Origin of the sequence: Pseudobacter ginsenosidimutans (assembly GCF_007970185.1) — a bacterium.
Classification (GTDB): domain Bacteria; phylum Bacteroidota; class Bacteroidia; order Chitinophagales; family Chitinophagaceae; genus Pseudobacter; species Pseudobacter ginsenosidimutans.
Window position 1 is genome coordinate 3,112,320 of record NZ_CP042431.1, and the last position, 17,875, is coordinate 3,130,194.

Below are 17,875 nucleotides of genomic sequence, written 5' to 3' on the forward strand. Positions count from 1 at the left end.
AAAAATAAGGGCTCCCGGCTTTTTCAGCTATCGCATGATTATGCTAAGGGTATCCTGAGCTCCACGGAAGTGCCGGATTCCGGAGCCGAAATGATTTTCAGGGATCCATTCATCGCTTCCGCCCGTTTCCGCATGTTGCGCAGCCCGTTACCTCTCATGGCTCCCTGGTGATCGTTGTCAGTATTGAAACCCACTCCATCATCGTTGATCGTCATTTGCAGGACGTTCTTTTGTTTGCGGAGCGTAATGTCCACTTTTGCAGCTTTAGAGTATTTCACAATATTATTGATGGCTTCCTTGAAAACGAGAAAGATCTCCCTTCTCCATTCCATATCGAAGGTCATATCTTTTACTGTTTCGTCCACTGTAAAAGTGTAATCGATATCGCTTGCTTCCAGCACGTTGCCGGCAAATTCCTTCATGCGAGCCAGGATCTTCCGCATGCTGTCGTTCACGGGGTTGATACTCCAAACGATATCATCCATCGCCTCCATGATACGGGAAGAGCTGTCGCTGATGCGGCCCATATAATCCTGGCTGGCTTTCTGATCAGATTCGATCTTCTTCACGGCCATATTGCTGAGGATATTGATGGTACTGAGTGTGGAGCCCATATCATCGTGAAGGTCGCGGGCCAGGCGTGTGCGGATCTTTTCCACCTGCATCAGCCTGCGAATCCGAAGGCGGTAAAGATAGTAGAGTGCGCCTGCAATGGTCAGCGCCACCAGTCCGTAGAACCAGAACGTCCGCCAGAAAGGCGGCCTGATAATGATCGGCAATGAAGTGATATGGGGAGAAAAGATGCCTACTTCATTTCGGGCGCGCACCTTGAACACATAATTACCGGGAGGCAGCAATGTATAGTTCACCTGCAACGGGCCTTCCATTCGTTGCCAGTCTTTATTGGCGCCTTCCAGCATGTAGTAATAACTGAGCTTGTCGATACGGTTGAAGCTAAGCGCTGCGAAAGTGATAGTGAGTGAATTTCGGTCGTACGGCAGGGTTAGTCCACCCTGTTTTTCCAATGAATCCACTGGCAAAAATTCGTTGAACAGTTTTACACTTCCGATGCGGACATCGGGCGGTAAAGATCTGTCGTGGTAATGTGCAGGATCGAAGGTTACCATGTTCTGATTCCCCAGGAAGGCCATTCGTCCATTCCTCAGTTTCACACTGGCATCCAGCATGAAATTTTGATTGTATACAGTGATCAGACCATCCCATTGGGTGAACCTGATGAAATAGTTGCCTTCGAAATTGTACTTGTACATTCCATTGGCCGTACTCAGCCAAACGTTCTGCTGATTATCCACCTGCATGGTCAGTACCGGGCCAACGGGCCACTGATTATAAGTGGCTGCATTGGTAATAACACCTGTATTGTAATTGAGGAGATGAAGATGGTCGCCGGCAAACGCATAGATGCTGTCGTTCACCTGCACGATATCGCGCACCTGGTTACCATAAAAGAATTGTTGGGAAGATGGAATATTGTACTGTTTTATTTCATTTCCTGTGAGCGGGTCTACTACAAAAACGCCTTTCCCACCGGTTGCGATCCAGAGAAGTCCACGATCGTCAATCATGATCTTACTTATGATGGACCTGTATTGATGCATTACCCGGAAGGAGCTGTCGTGCAAGCTGGTTCCATTTTTCCATTTTAATACCATTCCGCTTTGGGTAGCGAACCAGAGATCGCCCTGCTGATCTTCGGTAATCTGCCGGATGGTGGAACCCTTGAACGGAGCGGGTTTCAGGAAAACGGACTTTTCCTTTGCCGTATCGTAGATCATCAGCCTCCCGGCCTGACAGGCAACCCAGACCTTTCCTCCCGGGATCTGCAGGTGCAAGTCCCAGGTGAGGTTATAATTGCCATCGTCTTTGGGAAGATCGAAAATGATCTCTCTTTTTTTCAGGTCCGGTTGGCGTGTGATTACACCACGGCCCCAGGTGCTTACCCAAAGATCGCCATTGGGCAATTCCATAACAGAGCTCAGGCTGGCGCGTTGTTTGTCTTGCCGCAATGACAGGTGGAGGTTGCTGTTGAGCTTACTGGTGGAATTGTACAATCCGTTGTCTGTGGCCACCCAAAGTATCTTCTCCCGGTCCTGAATAACCGAATAGATCCTGGTGAACTCGATATTGTAGGGAGATGACCCGGGAAAGATGAAAGTTTCGAAACGATCAGCCTGCCGCATGGCCATATGATAAAGGCCATAGGTGAGAACGGTAGTGTCTTCAAATTCCGTGAACCTGTGCAATTCATAATATCCGCCAGGCGAAACAGTGGTAAGGCCTAGCGTATCATCACTCCAGGTTTTCATTTTTTCATCATAACAGAAATAGTGAATGGAAGAAGTGATGGTATCCCAGGTGGAAAACCAATGTCTTCTTTTCCCATCGATATACATATTGGTGATATGCTGTCGCATACTGTTTTCATTCAACAGAAAATGCGGCGCATTGGAGTCTGTGGCTTTGAAGAGTTGTCTTCTTTTTTTATCGTAGTAGGCTAATCCGCCTCTGCCTCCGATCCAGTAGCGGCCTGTACTTAAATCGTCGAAAGTGGTGAATAGACCGAATGAACGGGGAATCGGGAATGGAGTGATGTCTTCCCGAAGTACATTTTTTTCTTCATCGTAGGATAACCACCCCCAGTTGCGGATCAGAACAATGACCTGTCCGCTTCCATTTTTTTCCAGGAAAATGTCTGCGTTCTGCGGTATGTCCAACTCTTTGGCGAAGGGAACAGGTTTGTATCGGAAAGTGGCATGATCGAATATCCCGATGGACTTTCCCATCCGAAGCCACATACGTTGCATCGTGTCCATGAGGATCTGGTTCACGGGCAGGCGCGGAAGCCGGTCGGCGCCGCTTTGCTGATATGGATAGAAGAATTGATATCCGTCGTATCGCTGCAATCCGTTCTCAGTACCGATCCAGAGATAACCTTTAGCATCCTGCAATAAACTGTACACGAAATTGGATGCAAGTCCATCCCTTGCAGTAAGATGATTGAAGATAAACTCCTGCGCCACTGCCCTTCTGCAGCCGGTAATGCCAGCCATCAGTATCAGGATGCTGAACAAAAAGCTTCGAATCCGGCTCTTGCATTGACTTTTGGAGCTTGTACCGGAAACAGGCCCGCACATATTATCCGCGGAACGGTGAGTGATCATGTTAAAAGGATGATAAAAAGGTTCAGGATTTGAAAGCAAATGTACAACTCATGCAGTTGGTAAGCCCTGTTCAACCTTTCGTTAGCATGTTTATGCGATTGAGCCGCACAACTGGCCGCAGTAGCTTTGCTCCCGTTAAATCATCGATATGAAAAAGCTCATTCTGTTATGTGTGTTCATTGCACCCTTCGTTTCACAGGCTCAGTTGGGTGGTTTGGTTAATAAAGCCAAAAACAAGATAAAGGAAAAACTGGACAATAAAGTAGACAGGGAAATCGACAAATCTCTCGATCCACCCAAAGAAAAAACAAAAGAAGAAGAAAATAAGACAAGCGGGGAAGAAAACAAACCGGGCGGGACCGAAGCCAGAAGCCCCATTGCCGCTTACTCACGCTATGATTTTATTCCGGGTGAAAAGGTATTGTATGCTGAAGATCTCGCACAGGACAATATCGGAGAACTGCCACTGGGCTGGAATACCAGGGGAAAAGGGGAAGTAGTGACGCTGGAAAATTTTCCTGGTAAATGGATGCGCATGTTCACCGGAGCTACTTATCTATTCGGTAACAACAAACCTTTCGGTGAGAATTTCACCGTAGAGTTCGACCTGATCGTTGATGGCACAGCGCCACAGGGAACGCGCTTCTTACCGGGCTTCAAATTCGGCATGTTCAGCAGCGGCACCAAAAAAGCAACTGATAAATCATTGTGGTCGGAGTCTGAGTGGATGGATAAAAATGTACTGAGTATCACCACCAAACCTAATCTGGACCTCATCTCCAAGGCCGAACTCTATTCCCGCGAAAAAGGCAGCCAGAGTTTCAGCAGCGGCAATACAGACTTTGCTGCATTCAGCAAATCTTATTTCAAACCTGCACACTATGCCATCCAGGTACAGAAAAGCCGCGTACGTGTTTGGATAGATGGCAACAAGGTTTTCGATATTCCTGAAGTGGTTGGTTCTTCCATTCCTTTCAACAACCTGGTATTCGGAGTGTCCGATTATGTTTTTTACAACGAAAGCAATTTCGGGATCTATATCTCCAACATCAAGGTAGCCACAGGCGTTCCGGATACAAGACATAAACTGCTGGATGAAGGGAAATTCTCTACAACGGGAATCCTCTTCGATCTCAACAGCGCCAGTATCAAACCCGAATCCAATAGTGTGCTGAAAGAGATCGGCAACCTGATGAAAGAGAATAAAGATCTCAGAGTAAAGATCATTGGTCACACCAGCAGCGATGGCGATGATGCGGCCAACCTGGAGCTTTCCAAAAAACGGGCAGCAGCCATCAAAGACGCACTGGTAAAGGATCATAAGATCGAAGAAGAAAGGCTGCAGGCCGAAGGAAAAGGAGAAACACAACCTGTTGGCGACAACAAAACAAAAGAAGGACAGGCACAGAACCGCCGTGTGGAATTCATCAAATTGTAATCAGAACAGATCGTATAGCCATGAAGTTTATTGCAATGCTGGCATTGGTGCTGCTTACGGGCAGCGCTTTTGCCCAGGAAAATATGTCTGAAAAGGAACTGGAAGAACTGATCCGCCGTGCCGAAAAAATGGCAGAAAAGGCGAAGTCGGACCCGAGGATGAAAAAGGCGATGCAAGAAGAGGAGAAAGCGGAGAACAAGCCGAAGAAATTTCCAACCCGCGATAATGCAGCATTGGCCGCGCTGCCTGCCAGACCGATGAGCAATGGCAGTATGAGCTCTTACCTGCAAAATCTTTACACTGCTTATAAAACAAAAATGCCAGTCGGCGCCATCCAGGCTGCTCAGAAAGCAACGGAATCGCTCGGCGGCAATGCAGACAAGATAGGTGTGGCGGGCGTTTCGGCCTGGTACAACGGCGCTCAGGAACAGGGCATTCTCATGCTCCTGCAGGCTGGCGCCAAAAAGCCGGAAGATCCATTATTGCTCAATAACCTCGGTGCACTGCTCAATGCAGGCGGCGCTGCCAGGCATGCCCTGCCGGTCCTGCAAACACTGGTGAACAGGTATCCCGAGAACCCGATGCTGCTGAATAATCTCGGTCAGGCATATGCGGGAGTAGGACAGCTGGACACGGCAATGAAATATTTCGCACGAGTATTTAAAAAATCCCCACAACATCCGGAAGCCCGCAATACGGCTGGTCAGATAGAGAAGCAACGTGGTCGCACAGCCGAAGCTGTCAAACATTTCCAGGAATCTCTCAAAGGCGCTCATAACCTGGAAGCCCTGCAGGGACTTGATGAATGCACGGGTGGGAATTATTACGCCAAACTGCCGCCCATCGGCTCTCCCATCGATCTTCCTTACTTCAATGAATTTAAATACAAACTTCCCAAACAATGCTCCGGTCCGGCTGACGCGCCTTATATCAAACAGGAGCATGATGATTTCAGGCAGTTCGTAGGCAACCTCTCGGCAGCCTACAATAATCTCGCCGCCGCAGAAAGAAGAAAAGGAGAAGAACTGCTCAGCAAGGAAAGTGAAAAACTGAACAGGACTGTATTGAATGCCCTCAAAACAGGCGTTACACTCAGCACTCCTCCATCGATCGGAAGCCCGGTGAATATTGCTGCTGCAAGAAAAATGATGGATATCGGCATGCGTCTCGCTACCGTGGATCTGCCTGATCACGGCAGGCGCATGGATAAACTCGACTCCGCTTACCACCGCCTCATCAGGGAGTACAGGGAAAAAAGTGAAAAGATCGCAGAAGAGTATGCTCAGAAGAAAAGCCAGTATGATTGCGGTGAAGGCCGTGGTGCCGACTGCGCCGCCATCGAGAGGCTCAGCAAAGAAGAATGCCAGAAACAGGTAGCTCTCGGCAATGCCGCACAGGGCGCCATCTCTGCCGCCAAAATGGATTACCAGAACGAACATCTCCGCTTCATCCGCTGGCAGTTCAACTACAGCGCCTTTTATGGATACCTCTCAGGCTTCAATGAACACCTGGCACGCGCCGCCTTCTATGATGCCTGCAGCAAGTATCTCACAGAACTGGAAAGGCTGGCATATGATCCATTCGTTTGCGCCGGTGGCCGTTGTGACGATGAAAGAACTGAAGCATATGCCAAAGATGAATCGGATAATACCAAAGAAATGGAATGTCCCATCGATATCGATATCAAATTCATCATCGGTAAGATCAAACTCAATTGCGAAAAATTTGAATTCACTGCGGGAGAAGGACTGGTATTCACTGCCACCAAAAGCTTCGTGGGCAGCAAACAAACCACCATGAGCCTCGGCGCCGGACTGCAATTCCAGGGATCAAAAGAATGGGGCATCTTCTCCGGTGAAGTCAGCGGCAGCGCCACACAATCATTTTACATCGTATGGGATAAAGACGACAAGATCATCGATGCGGGCATCGCCGTGAAAGCGGAAGGCTCCATCAAAGGCGAAGCAAAAGTGGAACTGCCTGGCGGCATCGGCAAAGACCAACTGCCCCAAAAAGAAATCAAAGTAGAAGGCGAATTCGGTTATACTCTCGGAGTCAACTCCGGCTGGACCTTTGCTGACGGCAGCCTCAGCAGGATCGCAAACGCTGTCGGCGTGTTTAAATAAGGGCCGCCTTTTTATTGTTTTGCTGTGTGGCGACGGGATATGAACAAATGGGGCTGTGGAAACAAACCAACGCAGGTGGATGTTTATTGGACTGTGGGTTGGTTGGATGAAACGATAGAGCACTGCCGGGCTTCTTCGCTTATGTTTCCAAGGCTCCATTTGTTCATATCCCGCCGCCATTGGCATTCATGGAGGTGCGGCAGAGATATTTCAACACCCCGCATTGTTTGCATCGGGGTACCAAACCAACCGTTGATGGTGTTCAGGTTTGATCTTTGCTTTGTTATAGCAGCAATTTATAGATTGCGTTTTTTTATTTGTTATTTCTTCATACATTCTTTCCTCTGTTCTTCTTTCTCATTTCTTCGCTCTCTTCTTATTGGGCCTATTAATCTTTTTTCACTTTTTTTAAGTTGCCCCTGCCGGATTTTTTAGCATTTCATCTTCATTCATTTTCCCTGAATTTTTTTCGATTATCTGTTTTTGACTTTTCCACTTTCCCATTTTCTCTTTTTTCTCGGCAATGTATGATCCCAATTCACCTGTTCATTTTTATCAGCAAATCAGCCTTGTCAAACATCCATCTCCTGCCACGCAGGTTGGCAGGGGCCGGGCGGGGTATGAAAGTGAGGGCCTTGGAAACATAAGCGAAGCAGCCCGGCCCAGTACCTCCGCCCAACCCAACCCCACAAAAGCTCAAACAAAATCCTCCCGCGCCGGTTTGTTTCCGCAGCCCGCACTTTCATACCCCGCCCGGCCCGGAAAGGGAAAAAGTGTAAATTGAGGTGTTATGAAAGATCAGGATATTCCATTCGAGATTATTTATGAACAGCAGACACTGAAAGTGGAAATCATCCGCAGCGGCAAAAGCGTGGTATACAAGATCACGAATGATAAAAAGCCGGGCGTATTCTTTGTGACCAGAGCCATGGATGCGGAAAAGAAATATTTCTGGACATCCATTCCGGAAGGCCGGCTCGAGATCGCTGCGAAGATTGGAGTTCTGATCGAAGAAAAGATCAAACAGTAATTTTGTCCTATGTGCTACTATAATGGAGTGAAGGTTACCAGGTCTGAATTCATCCGGTTGAAACAACTGGAGAAAGCCATTGCCAAACTGGAATTGCTCAACAGGCCCATGATCATCGGATTCGATTATTCGCAGGCGCCGGTATTGAAACGGGTTGAGGGAAAAGAGGATTTTGAGATCACGCAGATGGAATGGGGCTTTATTCCGCCTTATCTGAGGAATCGCGAGGCTGTGGTCAATTTCCGGAATGGTTACAAAGATGCGAATGGGAAATTCCATCCCCCCATCACTACTCTGAATGCGGTGGGAGAGGAAATGCTGCAACCAGGAAAAATGTACAGGGATGCTGCATTGAACCGACGCTGCCTGGTGCTCAGTTCGGGTTTCTTTGAATGGCGACATGTACATCCGATCGGTAAGCAGGGCAAACCACTCAAGACCGCTGTTAAATATCCCTATCATATCGTGCTGCCAGGCCAGGAAGTTTTTTTCATGGCGGGTATCTGGCAAAGCTGGACAGATAAAGACACGGGCGAAACGGTGGACAGTTTCGCCATCGTTACAACCGCTGCCAACAAACTGATGCAACAGATCCATAATTCAAAAATGCGGATGCCGCTGATCCTGTCGGAAGACCAGGCATGGGACTGGCTGTTCGGAGACTTGAGTGAAGAGGAGATCAAAAAAATTGTTGCATCGCCTGTTGCGGCAGAACAGATGTCGGCCTATACCATCGCCAAAGATTTCAGGGCCATGACCGATCCAACTACCCCTTTCGAATATCCCGAATTGACGCCCGTTGAAATGTAGGGTGGTGGCGGATCTCGGAGGGCATCGATTCCAGTCCTTTTGCACGCATCAGCAATCCTTCGCCAAAACGGTGCTTGATATGATCGATGCTCTGGTAGAGCCTGATCATCTCCTGCGTGTCTTCAAACAGGTTGATCTGGTAATTACCCGGCACCAGGTGCGTGAAGCGGATGCCAAGTAAGCGCACCAGCATCCTTCTCTCATATAATTTCTCGAACAGGTCCTTTGCCGCTTTGAGCAGGGTATGGTCCGCTGCAGAGTAGGGAATGCTGAGCTGTTTGGTAACGGTATCGAAATTGGAATAGCGCAGCTTCACTGTTACACAGCCGGTGAGCTTGTTCTGCTCGCGTAGCTGGAAGGCGATCTTTTCGGTCATGCGTACCAGTTGGGAGCGAAGGAATTCCACATCGATAGTGTCCTGCTGGAAAGTGCTTTCGGTGGAGATGGATTTCTGCTCGTGATAAGGGATAACGGGCGTATCGTCGATGCCATTGGCGCGTCGCCATAGTTCGATGCCATTCTTGCCGAGCAGGTTCTGCATCATTTCTACGGGGATCTCACTGAGCACTTTTACTGTTTCCACGCCCATGCGCAGGAGAAGGAAAGCTGTTTCTTTTCCAATGCCGGGGACCTTGGCTACGCTGAGCGGCGCCAGGTAGGTTTTCTCGGAACCGAAAGGGATCTCGATCTGTCCGTTGGGCTTCACCTCATTGGTGGCCACTTTGCTGATGAGCTTGTTGCTGGCCAGCGCATAGGAAACGGGCAGGCCGCTTTCTTTCATCAGTTTCTGACGGAGCTCTGTGGTGAACCGGCAGCAGCCAAAATATTTGTCCATTCCCGTTAGGTCTACATAGAACTCGTCTACAGAAGATTTCTCGAATAATGGAACGGAATCACGGATGATATCTGTTACCAGGCGTGAGTAGTTGCTGTAGGATTCCATATCTCCCTGAAGGATGATCGCATGCGGACAGAGCCTTTTGGCTAATCTCACCGGCATGGCTGAGTGGATGCCGAAAGAACGGGCTTCATAGCTGCAAGCTGCCACAACACCTCTGTCGCTGCTGCCGCCTACGATCAATGGTTTTCCTTTCAGGGAGCTGTTTTTCAAACATTCTACAGATACAAAAAATGCGTCGAGGTCGAGGTGAGCGATATGCCGCTCATGGTTGATGAACATAACATGGGCTTAAAGGTTTGCGTATTGTCTTTCCCTGTAACCGATCTTCTGCATGTAATCAACTTCCACGCTGAATACACCGAAGTCTTCCACTACTTTCCCACGGATACGATAGAAACCTTTTCCTTTCATAGGGTATATGCGGAGCGCAAGCGGAAAATGCACCGTGTCTACCCAGTTGAGGTCCCTGTCTATGAAGGTGCCGAAGCTCATCACTTCCTGGTTTTTGGTAGGCACTGCTTTATAATCTATGAAATAGAGCTGCATGGTCACCGTCTTGCCCAGGTAATTCGGAAGATCACCGGCCAGCAGGGTGGACTCATCCTGCTCAACCAGCTCGAAAGGATTACGCAAAGGGAAGCCGAGCAGCTCTATTTCATCGTGAAGGTGGTCCAGAGGATTATCCGTCAGTTCCGGTAACCGGAACTGAAGCGGTGCTTCCTGGAACAAGCGGTGACCAATATGCGATTCTGTATTTTTCTTTTGCAGGAAATTGGATTCCCACAGCAGTCTCTTTTTATTCTTTCCGGTGAAGCGGAGTGCGCCGATCCTTACCAGGATATTCAGCTGCTCCGCACCGGGCCTGGTACGCTCTATGAAATCCTGCAGATGCTCAAAATGGCCGTGTAGGCTGCGTTCCAGGATGATGGTCTCGATGAGCTGTTTCTCCAGCCCTTTCAGGTTCACAAAACCCATGTGCACATCAGTATCCCTGATATTGGTGAGGTAATCACTATTGTTCACACAGGGAAGATGGATGGTGGCGCCCGTTTTCCGCAATTCCAGGAAGTACAGTTCCTGTGAATAAAATCCCCCGAAGTTATTCAGCACACCCACCATGAACTCCATAGGATAATATGTCTTCAGATATAAATCCTGGAAGCTCTCGACAGCGAAGCTGGCAGAGTGTGCTTTACAGAAACTGTACCCGGCAAAGGATTCCATCTGACGCCAAACCTCTGCACTCAGCTCATCAGGATATCCTTTTTCCCTGCAATTGCGTGTGAATTGTTCCTTCATCAGTGCAAAGCGATTGTGGCTGCGGTATTTGCCGCTCATGGCCCTCCGCAACACATCGGCTTCGCCCATGGACATTCCACCAAAAAAGTGCGCCACCTTGATCACATCTTCCTGAAATACCATTACACCAAATGTGTCTTTCAATAATTCTCCCATCAGGGGATGGAGATGTTGTACGGTTTCAGGGTTATGATAACGTTTGATATATTCCCGCATCATGCCGCTGCTGGCCACGCCGGGCCTGATGATACTGCTGGCGGATACCAGCGTGAGATAATCGCGGCATTTAAGCTTGCTGAGCAACTGCCGCATGGCAGGACTCTCCACATAGAAACAACCGATGGTGTTCACGTTCTGCAACTGGTCCTGTACGTTAGGATCGTTCTTGAACTTTTCCACCTCATCTATCTGGATGCTGATATTCCTGTTTTCCTTCACCAGCCTTACAGTCTCTTTGATATGTCCGAGTCCGCGCTGGCTCAGCACATCGAATTTGTACAGGCCGATATCTTCCGCCACATGCATGTCTATCTGCGTGGTGGAAAATCCCTTTGGCGGCATCCAGGTGGCAGTATAGGAATGAATGGGCGCTTCACTGATCAGCATACCGCCTGCATGGATACTGAGATGGTTCGGGAAATTGTTTATCAGTTTTCCATATTGCATGATCAGTGAATGGTACTGATCACTCTGAGGTTTGTTGAAACGCTCCTTCCTGCTATCGCCATAATAATAACCGCGCGCTCCCATATCATCGATCTCTTTGGAAGGAAGACCGAACACTTTGCCCAGCTCGCGTACAACAGCATTGTACTGGAAAGTGACGTAGCTTCCCACCAGCGCCACATGCTGTTCTCCATAGCGTTTGAAGATATAATCGATGATCTCGTCCCGGTCCAGCCAGCTGAAATCGATATCGAAATCAGGAGGCGATGTACGCTCGGAATTGAGGAAACGTTCGAAGAATAAATTCAGTTCCAGCGGGTCAACATCTGTGATCTTCAGACAGTAGGCCACAATGGAATTGGCGCCGCTGCCGCGTCCTACATGAAAGAACCCACGGTTGGAAGCATACCGCAGGAAATCCCAGGTGATAAGAAAATATGCGGTGAAACCGAGATCTTCTATCACCTGCAATTCCTTGTTGAGCCTGTCGATGGCTTTTGTGTTGTTGCCGTACCGTAAGCGGTAACCATCGTAAGCCAGCTTTCGCAGCAGCTGCACATCATCTTTTTTGCTGGCGGTGAAAAATTTCTTGTTCTTGTCTGTTCCGAATTCCATTTCTATGCTGCACATATCGATGAGACGGAATGTATTGGTGACAATGAACGGGTATTGCATGAAAGCTTCGAACAGCCTGGACGGGGCCACAAACTGTTCCGTGGTTGCACAGATAGCGTCTGATTCCAGTTTCGAGAGTACAATATTTTTATCAACAGCCCGCAGCAGACGATGTACGTTATGGTACTTCTTGTTCTGTACGGTTACAGGTTGACGAATGATAAATTTTTCTTTGTACTGATTACTCATTCCAAAGAGTTTGTTCACCTCTTCGGGAAGAACACCGATCATTTCATTGGGCAGGAGTTCTTCTACCGGCTTGCTACCCAATGGATAGATCACATAGCCATCCCATAAGTCCTGGAAAAATGGTTCCTGTCCGGCCTTCACAGGAAAAGGCTTGCTGGCTGAGAGATGACCAGACAGGAACGCATTGATCCAGGTGAAGCCGCGATTGTTGGCTGCCAGTAAGATATACAGCAGCTGATCACCATTGCGGACTTCCGCACCCAGGATAGGTTTGATACCTGATTCTTTGCAGCGGGAAACGAATTCCCAGGCATCACAGGTGGTATTTATATTAGTGAGTGCCAATGTTGTAGCCCCGGTTTCCATGCCTGCCTGTACCAGTTCTGCCGTGCTGTAAGTACCATAATGAAAGCTGAAATATGTTTTGCAATTCAAATACATCCGGTGGCGATTTTCTTTTTCAAACCTACAACTTCTGCTAATAATTTTAGCATGATGAATACTAAAGAAATTAGTATTTTTGTTGCGGAAGAGGGCATGAGGTTTTTAAGAAAAGTGGAAAGTAGTCTTTGAAATGCAGATGGAATGAGAGTTTTGAGAATATCAAATTTTACTGAGAAAGAAAGATAAGTATAATCTGCATGCAATAAAAGTAGAATAGTGAATAGAAAAAAAGTGGAATGAGTACTTAAAATAAATAGCCACGAAGACGCGCAAAAGTATAATTCAAATGAAATTTGGTTTATGGTTGACGATCCAAGATATATTGCCGCAAAAAGAATGGTTGAACAGGGTGACATCAGTACTTTCAATCAGTTGTTCACGATCATTCCCAAAAGCATTGTTGCTGCCGATATGGGAACACAGAACGTGAGGTTCACTACACTGATGAACCATATCGAGAAATTCACCCTGCAGGAATTGTTCATGCTGAGCAAATTGTTTTCATTGGATGAGAAGGTTATCCTCGATCTGGCATTCAGCCAGTACATGGAACAAAAGAAAAGCAAAACCGGTAAAACATAATCCGCTCTTCTTGCGATAAACGCATGTTGCATTAGCCTTATCCATTCAGCACACTGATCATTTTCAAAGAGCCATCATCTCAGCGATGGCTCTTTTTTATGCAGTGCCCGGAATGCAAAGAGGCGACCCTTCGGCCGCCCCTTGTTTGCTACATCAGAGTATTGCTTACCTTATCAATATTGCTTATTCGGAATGATATGCACGGCCAGGAATCCAAAGATGCCTGTCAGTGCAACGATCACCAGGTCCGGAATACTTCTTCCCAGACTTTTTCCCTCTCTTCGTATAAGTATCAATGTTATAATAACCAGTACAAGATTCAATACCAGCCAGCTCCAGTTTTTGCTGTCGCTCAGGTGAAAGCTGATGAACTCATTGTGCGGGGAGCTGAGATCCAGCTGGAAAGGGAAGAGGGCGGAAGCCACTTTGCCGATGGCCATTTCCGATTTCTGTGGCAGTGGGTAGAAATATTTATCAATCACTTTATAGTTCCTGTCCATCGTAGTGAGCTGCACACCTTTGTCTGATCGGGCTACTACTGTTTTGTTGAACAGCGTACCGCTGATGATGGCGCTGGTATTGTTGACATTGTAGCCTTCCACGGGTAATTGGGTTGTGCTGTAATCTTTCTTGTTCAGCACATAAATTTTGGAATCGGGAGTGATGATGATGGCATAGAATTCATCGGCATCAAAATCGTTACAAACAATATACCTGAATTGCATACCGGCAGGTGTTTGTATCTTTTTGAGCCAGGGCTCGCCTTTGATCAGCTTCAGGTGGAACAACTGGTCTTTGTTGTCTACAATGAACCAGCCTTCGTCCCTTTTCTTCATCAGGGTAGGCAGGCCGGCGGCCATCTTTGCAGGATAGCTGAATCCTTCCCTTTGCAGTACTTCATTGAATTGTTTGCTCTTGGCTTCGTTCAGCTTGTTGGTCTTTGCATCGATGAATTCGATCCTTTTGCCGATACGGAAATAATCCTTCGAGAAGCTCAATCCGAATTCAGGTTGCGATTCAAATAAGGGATAGATGCCATACACAGGTGTATTGAGTTGCGATAATTCCAGCCAGCTGAAAAAACTCTCGCGCTGCAATTGCCGCGGATCGAGGCGCATGCCTGCGAAGCTGTCGAGATAAGTGCCTTTCGAGAGATGGTAAGAATAGTTCTCGATGGGTGTATTCTCCATGAACTGTTGCTGGGTATAGATTTTCCCGTGTCTGTCTGTGAAAACGGATTTCCCGTCCTGCCAGAGTGCGGCAAAATATTCTTTGTGTGTGGTGCTGTAAGTGATATAAGGTGCATTGATGCGGGTATCGAACAGCACATTGTAAATGGAAGGCAGTACATATGCGAATGTGATCACGGCGACTGCCACCAGCAGGTAACGACTAATTTTGGGTATCATATTACATTTCTCCTTTTCTGAATCGGTAAATAGAAAACAGTGATGACATACTGAGCATCAGCGTGCAGATCAGTAGTGGCAGGATAGCGGGTTGATAAGAGCCCGATACATTGCTTTTGTAAAACAATGTAAGGAATGCGACACCGGTGATCATGTACAGGATGCGGTATTTCCAGATCGGTTCCAGTATCACGAAACTGGCGAGGAAGTAGGCTGCCAGCCCGGAGAAGAACCAGGGCAATATGCTCACGGCAGTCTTTTTTACGATCTCTGCGGGAAAGTATACCAGGCTCCAGCCATACATAACGGCAAAGAGCAGACTAAAGATCAGCAGCAGGATACCGGTGCCGATCCCTGCCATCTTCAATACGATCTCTTCTTCATTGATGGGGAGGTGCAGGCTGAGCTTGATCCTTTTGTCTACCGTTTCCGGAATGAACTGCGCCAGTCCGATCAGCAGGCCGGTGATGAGCGGCAGGAATTTGAAAATGGAAAAATAGACATACTTCTGGTACACGATATCAGCCCAGTAGATCTCTGCATCTTTCATCAGCAGGTCATGACGTACGGTGAGGTGGATGCCTGCAATGATAAGCAGGCCAACAGCAGTGAGGAGGAGTGAGATCTTCCCGATCTTGATCCATTCTTTATAAAAAATAGAGGGTAGCATGATTATTAATATTTTCCGGTTAATCCAATAAATGCGTCTTCCAGGCTTATTTCAACAGCACGAAGATCAGAAAAGGGAATGCCCCGGGCATCCAGGTAAGCGCTCACTTCATCCTGCTGCGCATAGGTATAGAGCTCTACAGTATTTTTTACTCTTTCGTGATTTACGATCGGTCCGTTTTTCCCGAAAACGATCTCATTGGCGGTGGTGTCGAAATTGAACTGGCGGAAGGTGCCCATGAACTGGCTGAGGGGCATGTAGGCAAGCACGCGGTTATAGTCCATGATCATCACATCGTCTATAAGTCTTTCCATATCCTGGATAATATGGGATGTAGTGAAAATGGTTTTGTTCTCTGCTTTCGCATACTCACGGAGATAGTCTACAAAGAGGCGGCGGTAGCCTGGATCGAGGCCAAGTGTGAAATCGTCCAGCACCAGCAGGTCAGGGTCCTGGGCCAGGATGAGACCCAGTGCCACCTGTGAGCGTTGTCCGCAGCTCATGGTGCTGATCTTCTGTTTGGGCGTCACTTTCAGTTTGGCCATCAGTTCAAAATAGGCTTCGCGTTTCCAGTTGGGATAGAAGCCGGAATAGAACTTTTCGATCTGGTGGATATTCATGAAGGCATACTGGATATGACCTTCGATGAGGAAGCCGATCTTCGCTTTCACTGCAGGAGAGAGGTTGCGCGAGTTCTCGCCGAGAATGATACATTCCCCGCTCCTGGGAGTGAGAAAGCCATTGATGATATTGATGGTAGTGGTTTTACCCGCACCATTCTTGCCTAACAATCCGAGGATACTGCCTCTCCGGATATTGAAGCTGAGGTTTTCGTACACCAGCTTTTTCCCATAGTAATGGGTAAGGTTTCTACATTCTACGATATTCTCCATAACGATACTTGATAAGGGCTGCGCCCATTTTTAAATGAACTGACCAGGCATAGGGCGGACAGCCGCAGGGCGGCCGGTGCTTCAAACGGGTTGCACCGGACCCTGCGTTCCGCACTATGGGGGGCAGTGGTTATTGTCTGTTATCTCTCGGATTTTGTTCCAGTAGCGGGTTGAGGACCATCACTTTTTTGGGAATGGGAAGTACATAGTTCTTGTCGTCTGGTTTCAGTGTGATGGTTTCTCCGCCCCAGTCCCTGCTGATATCTTTTCTGAACCTGGGATCAAGGTTAAGGCGTTTGAGATCGAACCATCTCCATCCTTCTGCAAACAGTTCCATCCTGCGTTCCTTTAGTACCAGTTCGAGGGCCTGCAGATCGGTCTGGTTCCTGTCGATGGCCACGAAGTCGGCAGGCAGGAATCTTTTTGCACGAAGGGTATTGAGGTCATCGATGGCGAGACCAGGTTGGTTCAGTCTGGCATTGCATTCTGCGCGGATGAGATATAACTCGGGCGTGTATACGCCGATCTTGAAATATTTCTCTTTTGGCCAGATATTGAGACCATGCTGGTTGTTGCCGAACATGCCTTCTTCGATCAGTGTGAGGTAGAGCCTGCGGTCTTTATTGTTGTAGAGCGCGCGGTGTTCATCAGACATGTATACGCCGATCATATAGATGAAAGTATTATGCGCCTGTTTGTGCCAGAGACCTTCCCTGTTATCGATGGCACGGTTGGGAGCGCCGGCCACGCCCAGGTATTTCGGCAGACCGGGAATGAAGTCCATGTCCTTGAGATCGTACAGGAAACTGTATACATCCAATGCAGCCTGTGCTTTTTGTTTTGCCAGTTCATACTTTCCCTGGTAGAGATATACTTTAGCAAGCAGTCCGTTCACGCCTGCCTGGCTGGGATGGTAATTGAATTCAGGTGTCGGAGGCAACAGTGGCAATGCATCTGTCAGGTCCTTCTCGATCTGATCGTATACCGCTTTTACTGTAGCGCGTGGTTTGGCATCATTGATATCTGCTACCAGGTAGAGTGGAACGCCCAGGTCTTTCTCGTAGGTAGCAGGATTATAATGTTGTGAATAGAGATTCACCAGCATGAAATAGGAATAGGCTCTTTGTGCCAGCGCTTCGCCTTTTGTTTTTTTGCGCAGCACTTCATTGGAGCCGGTGGCTTTGTCGATCTTGTCCAGCACCACATTGGATTTATAAATGGTTTTGTACAGGAAGTTCCAGTCCTGGTCATTATCCTGTTCATTCACAAATATGAAATCCTTCCAGAGATAACCGTTGGTGAACATATCGGCGCCGAAGAACATGCGGTTCACTTCATCTTTGTATACTTTTATATCATCGCTGGCCATGAAGGCATTGCTGGAGCTCATGATGAAATAACTGTAATCGCACATGATATCATAGAAGTCATCGATGGTGGTGGGAATTACTTTTCCCTTTTCGTTGATGTCGATGTATTTGTCGCATCCCGCGAACAAAAGTCCTGCCATCATGATGCTGAGTAATTTTTTCATTTCGGAACAGTTTAGGCTTAACCAAAT

Annotated in this window: 12 protein-coding genes; 5 read left to right on the forward strand and 7 right to left on the reverse strand. The window is 47.8% G+C overall.

The features are described from left to right. Window positions 1-38: 38 nt before the first annotated feature. Window positions 39-3,182, reverse strand: coding sequence for a sensor histidine kinase (locus FSB84_RS12675; RefSeq protein ID WP_130544575.1), 3,144 nt, complete (start codon window positions 3,180-3,182; stop codon window positions 39-41). A gap of 148 nt (window positions 3,183-3,330) precedes the next feature. Here FSB84_RS12675 and FSB84_RS12680 point away from each other — a divergent pair, with 148 nt between their 5' ends. The 4 genes from FSB84_RS12680 to FSB84_RS12695 all read left to right on the forward strand — a co-directional run bounded on the left by FSB84_RS12680 (window position 3,331) and on the right by FSB84_RS12695 (window position 8,586). Then, window positions 3,331-4,620 (forward strand): OmpA family protein, encoded by a 1,290-nt coding sequence (locus FSB84_RS12680; protein WP_130544574.1) that lies wholly within the window; start codon window positions 3,331-3,333, stop codon window positions 4,618-4,620. Between the two features lie 20 nt (window positions 4,621-4,640). Then, complete coding sequence (locus FSB84_RS12685) at window positions 4,641-6,746, forward strand: tetratricopeptide repeat protein (protein WP_130544573.1); 2,106 nt, start codon at window positions 4,641-4,643, stop codon at window positions 6,744-6,746. Window positions 6,747-7,536: 790 nt separating this feature from the next. Continuing rightward, window positions 7,537-7,776 (forward strand): hypothetical protein, encoded by a 240-nt coding sequence (locus FSB84_RS12690; protein ID WP_130544572.1) that lies wholly within the window; start codon window positions 7,537-7,539, stop codon window positions 7,774-7,776. A 9-nt stretch (window positions 7,777-7,785) separates the two neighbouring features. Further along, window positions 7,786-8,586 carry an SOS response-associated peptidase gene (locus FSB84_RS12695; RefSeq protein ID WP_130544571.1) on the forward strand — a complete coding sequence of 267 codons (801 nt, stop codon included), beginning with the start codon at window positions 7,786-7,788 and terminating at the stop codon, window positions 8,584-8,586. On the opposite strand, the gene dinB is transcribed toward FSB84_RS12695, so the two are convergent. Both dinB and FSB84_RS12705 read right to left on the reverse strand, forming a co-directional pair. Beyond that, a complete protein-coding gene (dinB, locus tag FSB84_RS12700) occupies window positions 8,543-9,766 on the reverse strand; it encodes a DNA polymerase IV (RefSeq protein WP_130544570.1) in 1,224 nt (407 codons plus the stop codon). The two genes, FSB84_RS12695 and dinB, sit on opposite strands and share 44 nt — an antisense overlap. 9 nt (window positions 9,767-9,775) lie before the next feature. Then, window positions 9,776-12,757, reverse strand: coding sequence for a DNA polymerase III subunit alpha (locus tag FSB84_RS12705; RefSeq protein WP_130544569.1), 2,982 nt, complete (start codon window positions 12,755-12,757; stop codon window positions 9,776-9,778). A gap of 303 nt (window positions 12,758-13,060) precedes the next feature. Here FSB84_RS12705 and FSB84_RS12710 point away from each other — a divergent pair, with 303 nt between their 5' ends. Further along, on the forward strand, window positions 13,061-13,342 hold the full coding sequence (locus FSB84_RS12710) for a hypothetical protein (protein ID WP_127130529.1): 282 nt from the start codon (window positions 13,061-13,063) through the stop codon (window positions 13,340-13,342). Between the two features lie 173 nt (window positions 13,343-13,515). Here FSB84_RS12710 and FSB84_RS12715 read toward each other — a convergent pair whose 3' ends face one another. The 4 genes from FSB84_RS12715 to FSB84_RS12730 form a co-directional block, all read right to left on the reverse strand. After that, a complete protein-coding gene (locus FSB84_RS12715; protein WP_130544568.1) occupies window positions 13,516-14,751 on the reverse strand; it encodes a DUF4857 domain-containing protein in 1,236 nt (411 codons plus the stop codon). A gap of 1 nt (window position 14,752) precedes the next feature. Beyond that, a complete protein-coding gene (locus FSB84_RS12720) occupies window positions 14,753-15,421 on the reverse strand; it encodes a hypothetical protein (RefSeq protein WP_130544567.1) in 669 nt (222 codons plus the stop codon). A 5-nt stretch (window positions 15,422-15,426) separates the two neighbouring features. Next, window positions 15,427-16,314 carry an ABC transporter ATP-binding protein gene (locus FSB84_RS12725; RefSeq protein ID WP_130544566.1) on the reverse strand — a complete coding sequence of 296 codons (888 nt, stop codon included), beginning with the start codon at window positions 16,312-16,314 and terminating at the stop codon, window positions 15,427-15,429. Between the two features lie 130 nt (window positions 16,315-16,444). Further along, complete coding sequence (locus tag FSB84_RS12730; RefSeq protein ID WP_158643879.1) at window positions 16,445-17,848, reverse strand: RagB/SusD family nutrient uptake outer membrane protein; 1,404 nt, start codon at window positions 17,846-17,848, stop codon at window positions 16,445-16,447. Window positions 17,849-17,875 lie beyond the last annotated feature (27 nt).

Bases quoted from the DNA above. Each gene is read 5' to 3' on its own strand.
- FSB84_RS12720 (WP_130544567.1), bottom strand. From the start codon at position 15,421: ATGCTACCCTCTATTTTTTATAAAGAATGGATCAAGATCGGGAAGATC.
- FSB84_RS12695 (WP_130544571.1), top strand. From the start codon at position 7,786: ATGTGCTACTATAATGGAGTGAAGGTTACCAGGTCTGAATTCATCCGG.
- FSB84_RS12710 (WP_127130529.1), top strand. From the start codon at position 13,061: ATGGTTGACGATCCAAGATATATTGCCGCAAAAAGAATGGTTGAACAG.
- FSB84_RS12730 (WP_158643879.1), bottom strand. From the start codon at position 17,848: ATGAAAAAATTACTCAGCATCATGATGGCAGGACTTTTGTTCGCGGGA.
- FSB84_RS12675 (WP_130544575.1), bottom strand. From the start codon at position 3,182: ATGATCACTCACCGTTCCGCGGATAATATGTGCGGGCCTGTTTCCGGT.
- FSB84_RS12680 (WP_130544574.1), top strand. From the start codon at position 3,331: ATGAAAAAGCTCATTCTGTTATGTGTGTTCATTGCACCCTTCGTTTCA.
- FSB84_RS12685 (WP_130544573.1), top strand. From the start codon at position 4,641: ATGAAGTTTATTGCAATGCTGGCATTGGTGCTGCTTACGGGCAGCGCT.
- FSB84_RS12705 (WP_130544569.1), bottom strand. From the start codon at position 12,757: ATGTATTTGAATTGCAAAACATATTTCAGCTTTCATTATGGTACTTAC.
- FSB84_RS12725 (WP_130544566.1), bottom strand. From the start codon at position 16,314: ATGGAGAATATCGTAGAATGTAGAAACCTTACCCATTACTATGGGAAA.
- dinB (WP_130544570.1), bottom strand. From the start codon at position 9,766: ATGTTCATCAACCATGAGCGGCATATCGCTCACCTCGACCTCGACGCA.
- FSB84_RS12715 (WP_130544568.1), bottom strand. From the start codon at position 14,751: ATGATACCCAAAATTAGTCGTTACCTGCTGGTGGCAGTCGCCGTGATC.
- FSB84_RS12690 (WP_130544572.1), top strand. From the start codon at position 7,537: ATGAAAGATCAGGATATTCCATTCGAGATTATTTATGAACAGCAGACA.